The sequence below is a fragment of the Mycobacterium celatum genome, from assembly GCF_002101595.1.
Taxonomy (GTDB): Bacteria; Actinomycetota; Actinomycetes; order Mycobacteriales; family Mycobacteriaceae; genus Mycobacterium; species Mycobacterium celatum.
Window position 1 is genome coordinate 23,343 of record NZ_LQOM01000012.1, and the last position, 6,000, is coordinate 29,342.

The 6,000-nt window shown below is 66.7% G+C and carries 9 protein-coding genes; 5 read left to right on the plus strand and 4 right to left on the minus strand.

What is annotated here, in order from left to right; all coding sequences use genetic code 11:
* Positions 1 to 12 precede the first annotated feature (12 nt).
* On the plus strand, positions 13 to 663 hold the full coding sequence (locus tag AWB95_RS02205) for a class I SAM-dependent methyltransferase (RefSeq protein ID WP_085167558.1): 651 nt from the start codon (positions 13 to 15) through the stop codon (positions 661 to 663).
* On the opposite strand, the gene AWB95_RS02210 is transcribed toward AWB95_RS02205, so the two are convergent.
* Positions 654 to 1,145 (minus strand): YbaK/EbsC family protein, encoded by a 492-nt coding sequence (locus AWB95_RS02210; protein WP_085167560.1) that lies wholly within the window; start codon positions 1,143 to 1,145, stop codon positions 654 to 656. The genes AWB95_RS02205 and AWB95_RS02210 overlap by 10 nt on opposite strands.
* A complete protein-coding gene (locus AWB95_RS02215; RefSeq protein ID WP_085167562.1) occupies positions 1,132 to 1,980 on the minus strand; it encodes an SDR family oxidoreductase in 849 nt (282 codons plus the stop codon). Before AWB95_RS02215 ends, AWB95_RS02210 begins: the two co-directional genes overlap by 14 nt.
* A gap of 254 nt (positions 1,981 to 2,234) precedes the next feature.
* Here AWB95_RS02215 and AWB95_RS02220 point away from each other — a divergent pair, with 254 nt between their 5' ends.
* Together AWB95_RS02220 and rsrA are read left to right on the plus strand one after the other, a co-directional pair.
* Positions 2,235 to 2,885: a sigma-70 family RNA polymerase sigma factor gene (locus tag AWB95_RS02220; protein ID WP_169714627.1), complete on the plus strand. Its 651-nt coding sequence runs from the start codon at positions 2,235 to 2,237 to the stop codon at positions 2,883 to 2,885.
* Complete coding sequence (gene rsrA, locus AWB95_RS02225) at positions 2,882 to 3,172, plus strand: mycothiol system anti-sigma-R factor (RefSeq protein WP_062541253.1); 291 nt, start codon at positions 2,882 to 2,884, stop codon at positions 3,170 to 3,172. The genes AWB95_RS02220 and rsrA overlap by 4 nt, the downstream gene beginning before the upstream one ends.
* Here the strand turns inward: rsrA and AWB95_RS24055 are convergent.
* Both AWB95_RS24055 and AWB95_RS22865 read right to left on the minus strand, forming a co-directional pair.
* On the minus strand, positions 3,169 to 3,243 hold the full coding sequence (locus tag AWB95_RS24055; RefSeq protein WP_085976515.1) for a 50S ribosomal protein bL37: 75 nt from the start codon (positions 3,241 to 3,243) through the stop codon (positions 3,169 to 3,171). The genes rsrA and AWB95_RS24055 overlap by 4 nt on opposite strands.
* A gap of 69 nt (positions 3,244 to 3,312) precedes the next feature.
* Entirely contained in the window at positions 3,313 to 3,924 is a 612-nt protein-coding gene (locus tag AWB95_RS22865; RefSeq protein WP_139818445.1) for a hypothetical protein, read from the minus strand.
* Between the two features lie 259 nt (positions 3,925 to 4,183).
* Between AWB95_RS22865 and AWB95_RS02235 the strand changes: the two genes are divergently transcribed.
* Both AWB95_RS02235 and AWB95_RS02240 read left to right on the plus strand, forming a co-directional pair.
* Complete coding sequence (locus AWB95_RS02235; protein WP_045383610.1) at positions 4,184 to 4,399, plus strand: biotin/lipoyl-binding carrier protein; 216 nt, start codon at positions 4,184 to 4,186, stop codon at positions 4,397 to 4,399.
* A gap of 26 nt (positions 4,400 to 4,425) precedes the next feature.
* Positions 4,426 to 5,925: a sensor histidine kinase gene (locus tag AWB95_RS02240; RefSeq protein ID WP_062541255.1), complete on the plus strand. Its 1,500-nt coding sequence runs from the start codon at positions 4,426 to 4,428 to the stop codon at positions 5,923 to 5,925.
* The last annotated feature ends 75 nt before the right edge of the window (positions 5,926 to 6,000 follow it).

Sequence of the window (6,000 nt, forward strand, 5' to 3'; positions counted from 1 at the left end):
GCGCTGGACGGTATGGCGACCGTCGCGAACATCGGCGCCGGGACCGGTTCTTACGAACCGGCGAACACCGTCGTCGCGATCGAACCGAGCCGGGTCATGATCACCCAACGCAGCGTCGGCGCCGCCCCGGTAGTTCGTGCTATGGCCGAACATCTGCCGATCCGCTCTGATGCCGTCGACGCCGCACTGGCGATCCTGACCATTCACCACTGGTCCGACGTCGCGGCGGGCGTCGCCGAGATGATCCGCGTCGCCCGCCGTCGCGTCGTGGTTTTCACCTGGGACGACACCGTCTTTCGCGAATTCTGGCTGTTGCGCGAATACCTTCCTGCCGCCGCCGACACCGACACCCGGCTGGCAGTGCCCATCGCCAAACTCGTGTCGCTGCTGGGCAATGCGTCGATCCAGACGGTGGCCATCCCGCACGACTGCATCGACGGATTCGGCGGAGCCTACTGGCGCCGCCCGCACGCATACCTCGATCCGACGGTTAGAGCCGGGATGTCGATGCTCGCGCTGACGGCCAAACCGCAACTGCAGCAGGGCTTGTCACGGCTGCGCGCGGATCTGGCCAGCGGCGAGTGGGTACAGCGCCACGCCGACCTGCTGGACAAAGCGGACATCGACCTCGGGTATCGGCTTGTCGTTTCGGATCAGGCTTGAATGGCTGCGGTCACCGCGCCGGTGAGCCGGATCAGGTCGTCCGGCGCGACTGCGACGTCCCAGCCGCGCCGGCCCGCGCTGCAAAACACCCTTTCCCAGCCCAGCGCGTCGGCATCGACGACGGTGGGTAGCGCCCGGCGTTGGCCGAACGGCGACACTGCGCCCGCCACATATCCCGTAGCCCGTTCCGCGCTGGCCCGGTCGGCCATCGTCGCGCGCGAAAGACCTAGTGCCGCAGCGGCCGCCTTCAGCGACAACCTCGCCAGCGCCGGCAGTATCGCAACCGCCAACCCGTCGGGCCCGGCGATCACCAGCGTCTTGTAAATCTGTTCGGCCGCAATGTCGCCCGCCCCGGTCAGCGCGCTGACGGCCTCGTCGCCGAACGAACGTTCCTGCGGATCGTGGCCGAACTTGACCACCTCGTGCGACACGCCGGCAGCGGACAGCGCGGCCAGCGCCGGCGTCGCTTTAGCGCTGGACATACCCCGGCGGGTTGGGAGACTCCACCCACAGGTCGACCCCGAGCTCGCCGCCCGGCGTGCAGTCGTACACCGACAGGTCGGTGACGCCCGACTCCACCAACACGTCCTCGCACAGCACCGAGTTACCGGTGTATTCGGTGGCGGGTTTGTTGAGGATCACGTACGCCGCGTCGGCGTACACCTCGGGTTTGCGCGCCCGCGCCATCGCCTCCTCGCCGCCCAGCAGGTTCTGCACCGCGGCGGTCGCGACAAGTGTGCGTGGCCACAGCGTGTTGGACGCGATCCGGTCGTCGCGCAATTCCTGCGCCATTCCCAACGCGCACAACGTCATTCCGAATTTGGCCATCATGTAGGCCGTGGGCTTGAGCCATTTCGGTTCGAGCAGGACCGGTGGCGACAGCGTCAGTATGTGCGGGTTCTCCCGGCCCTTCATGTGCGGAATGCAGGCCGCCGACACCGCATAGGTGCCGCGCACCTGGATGCCGTTCATCAGGTCGAACCGCTTCAGCGGCACCTCGGTGATGGAGCCCAGGTTGATCGCCGACGCGTTGTTCACGCAGATGTCGATGCCGCCGAACTGCTCGACGGTCTTTGCGACCGCCGCCTCGACCGAGTCGCCGTCGCGGACGTCCCCGACGATCGGCAGCGCCTGCCCGCCGGCCTCCTCGAGCTCCTTGGCCGCGGTGTAGACCGTTCCGGGCAGCTTGGGGTGCGGCTCGGCGGTCTTGGCGATCAGCGCGACGTTGGCGCCGTCGCGCGCGGCCCGCTTGGCGATCGCCAGACCGATTCCGCGGCTGGCACCGGAAATGAACATGGTCTTGCCGTTCAAAGACATGGCCGTCACATTAGCGCTGGACGCGCCGGCCCCGGAGTGCGGTCGGCTAAACGGCCTCCGGAAATAGCGAGATGGTCGATGCTGTTGACAGATGCGGTTCTGCGGGAGAAACCCAAAAGACACTTGTCGGTCGCAGCCTCTAGATTGGGCAGAAGGGGAGTCTGGTGTCAACGGCGATGTGCCTGCTGGAGGGTCCGGTGTTGGTGCCCGGGCTGTCCGGTGATGCCCCGACAGAAGGGACTGTGTTAACCAAGATGGCCGACAGCGATGCCGCGACAGGGCCAGAGGCGCCCGCACCCGATCCGATGGAGGAAACGGACGAGCAGCTCACGGCGCGCTTCGAACGCGACGCGATTCCTCTGCTGGACCAGCTCTACGGTGGCGCGCTGCGCATGACGCGCAATCCCGCCGACGCCGAAGACCTGCTCCAGGAAACCATGGTCAAGGCCTACGCCGGCTTTCGCTCGTTCACGCCGGGCACCAATCTCAAGGCGTGGCTGTACCGCATTCTGACCAACACCTACATCAACAACTACCGCAAAAAGCAGCGCCAGCCTGCCCAGTATCCGACCGACGAGATCACCGATTGGCAGCTGGCCGCCACCGCTGAGCATTCCTCAACGGGCTTGCGCTCCGCCGAGGTCGAGGCGCTGGAGTCGCTGCCGGACACCGAGATCAAAGAAGCACTGCAGGCCTTGCCCGAGGATTTTCGAATGGCGGTGTACTACGCAGACGTCGAAGGTTTCCCGTACAAGGAGATCGCCGAGATCATGGACACGCCAATCGGGACAGTGATGTCGCGGTTGCACCGCGGCAGACGCCAGCTGCGCGGTTTGTTGGCCGACGTCGCCAAGGAGCGGGGCTTCCTGCGCGGTGACCAGGCACCGGAGGAGGTGTCGTCGTGAGCGACTTCTCCTGCGACTCCGGCGCCACCAGCTCGGACGTCGACTGCGCGCAAGTGCTCGCCGAGGTATGGACGCTGCTCGACGGAGAGTGCACTCCCGAGACTCGACAGAAACTGCGTCAGCACCTCGAGGAATGCCCCGGATGCCTGCGGCACTACGGGCTCGAGGAGCGCATCAAGGCGCTGATCGCCATGAAATGCCGGGGCGAGAAGGCTCCGGAGGGCCTTCGCGAGCGGCTGCGGCTCGAGATCAGTCGCACCACGATCATCCGGAGCCGGCAGCGTTAGGAGTTGGGCCGCTTCCCGTGGTTGGCCTTGCTGTGCTTGCGGTCGCGCTTCTTCCGGCCACGCTTGGCCATGACTGATCCTCCTTGCACCTTTACCGGCAGGTCAGTCTTTCATGCGGCCGCTGTTGCCGGGTGACCGGGCTACACCACCGGGACGTTCTGAGCCGGGATCGTCGGGCTGGTCGCCGCTGGCGCCGGGATGCCCGGAGAGGTCGGCAAGGTCGGGGCCTGGCCCGGCGTGAGAGCGCCAGGGGTTGTCGGCAACGCCGGGGTCTGGCCGGGCATGACGGTACCGGGATACGCCGGCAAGGCCGGGGTCTGGCCCGGCAAGGCGGTGCCGGGAGCGGCCGCTCCCGGCGGAAGGGTGCCGAGAGTGCCGGGGGGCATCGTGCCGAGAGTGCCGGGAGCCGTCGTCCCCGGCGGCAGGGTGCTCGGGAGCGTCCCTGCCGGCGAGAGCAGGCTCGGGTCAGAGGTCGCGGGCATGAACAGCGAACCGCTACCCGGCAGCACGGCATTCAGCAGGTTCCCCAGCTCACCGAAGATCGCGTTGGCGATGTTCACCCCGTTGCCGGAAACGGCAGGGGCGGGCGCGGGCACCGGGTCGTCGACGAGCACAGGTTGCTGGGGAGTGGCCCCCGCAACCCCGCTGCCGCAGCCGATCGCGGCAAATGCCGCCAGCGCGAGTCCCGCGCCGGCAGCCGCTCGAACCAGTGGGTCGTAAGACGTCGGAATTGCAAACACGTTCGCGGACAACAGAATTACTCCTCCACTCAACTGAGGCACCCAAAGCGCTTCAGACACTCAAGTCACTCAGGCAACACTGGTATTCAATAGTCACAGGACGAACACGACACGATCACAGATCGGACTCTATGGATTTGCTTACGAATCTTGGGATTTGCTTATCCGGATGGTCTTCGCGGTGGGGCCACTCTCGGCGCACCGCCGTCAGCCCGTTGTGGTTCGATAAGGCGACAGAAATGCGACCGGCTGGGTGACGAACGGGGTGATGATGGCCGAGGACGTCCGCGCTGAGATCGTGGCCAGCGTGCTCGAAGTCGTGGTCAACGAGGGCGACCAGGTCAGCGAGGGCGACACCGTGGTGTTGCTGGAGTCGATGAAGATGGAGATTCCGGTCCTGGCCGAAGTCGCAGGCACAGTCAGCAAAGTCAGCGTATCGGTGGGAGATGTCATCCAGGCCGGCGACCTCATCGCCGTCATCAGCTAGGGCTCCGTCGAAGCCGGGAGTAAGACATGTCGACTCTCGGTGACCTGCTCGCCGAACACACAGTTCTTCCGGGTAATGCCGTCGACCACCTGCATGCCGTCGTCGGGGAGTGGCAGCTGCTGGCCGACCTGTCCTTCGCCGATTACCTGATGTGGGTGCGCCGCGACGACGGTGCGCTGGTGTGCGTCGCGCAATGCCGGCCCAATACCGCGCCGACGGTCCTGCTGCGCGACGCCGTCGGCACCGTCTTTCCCCCCGAGAAGGTGCCGCTGGTGGTCGCGGCATTCGAATCCGGCAAGATCCAACGCGGAAACGTTGCGGTGCAAGACGATTCGCGCCTGCAGACCGGACTCAACGTCGAAGCGGTCCCGGTCCGCTACGGCGAGCGGGTGGTCGCGGTGCTGAGCCATCAGACCGCGGTGGCGCCCGACCGCCAAATCAGCCCGTTGGAGACGGCCTACCGAGACTGTGCCGCGGACCTGGTCCACATGCTCTCCGAAGGCACCTTCCCCAACGTCGGTGACGTGGCGATGTCACGCTCCAGCCCGCGCGCAGGCGACGGGTTCATCCGCTTGGACGTCAACGGTGTGGTCTCCTACGCCAGCCCGAACGCGCTGTCGGCCTATCACCGGATGGGGTTGACCTCGGAATTGGAGGGTCACAACCTGATTGAGGTCACCCGGCCGCTGATCTCCGACCCGTTCGAGGCGCAGGAACTGGCCGACCACGTGCAGGACTCGCTCGCGGGTGGGGCGAGCATGCGGATGGAGGTCGACGCCGGCGGCGCGGCGGTACTGCTGCGCACGCTGCCGTTGGTGGTACACGGCGCTGCGGCCGGCGCTGCGGTGCTGGTGCGCGACGTCACCGAGGTCAAGCGCCGCGATCGTGCGCTGATGTCCAAGGACGCCACCATCCGCGAAATCCACCATCGGGTCAAAAACAACTTGCAGACCGTGGCGGCGCTGCTGCGCTTGCAGGCCCGCCGCACGACCAACCCCGAAGGTCGGGAAGCGCTGATCGAGTCGGTGCGACGGGTGTCGTCGATCGCGTTGGTGCACGACGCGCTGTCGATGTCGGTCGACGAGGAGGTCAACCTCGACGAGGTGATCGACCGGATCCTGCCGATCATGAACGACGTGGCGACCGTCGACACGCCGATCCGGATCAACCGGGTGGGCATGCTGGGCGTCCTGGACTCCGATCGCGCAACGGCGCTGATCATGGTGATCACCGAGCTGGTGCAGAACGCCATCGAGCACGCCTTCGAGCCGGAGGCCGCGCAAGGAGCGGTCACCATCCGCGCCGAGCGCTCGGCCCGCTGGCTCGACGTGGTTGTCCACGACAACGGCCGCGGACTGCCCGACGGGTTCAGCGTCGAGCAGTCCGATCGGCTGGGCCTGCAGATTGTGCGGACACTGGTATCCGCGGAACTCGACGGGTCGCTGCGGATGCACGACGCCGCCGACGGCGGCACCGATGTCGTCCTGCGTGTCCCGATCGGTCGTCGTGCCAGGCTGGTGCAATAGTTTGCGTGGCGACCCGCCGCGCCCGGCTTCGCCGCGCTCGCGATCGCCACGAGTTTGCGTGGCGACCCGCCGCGC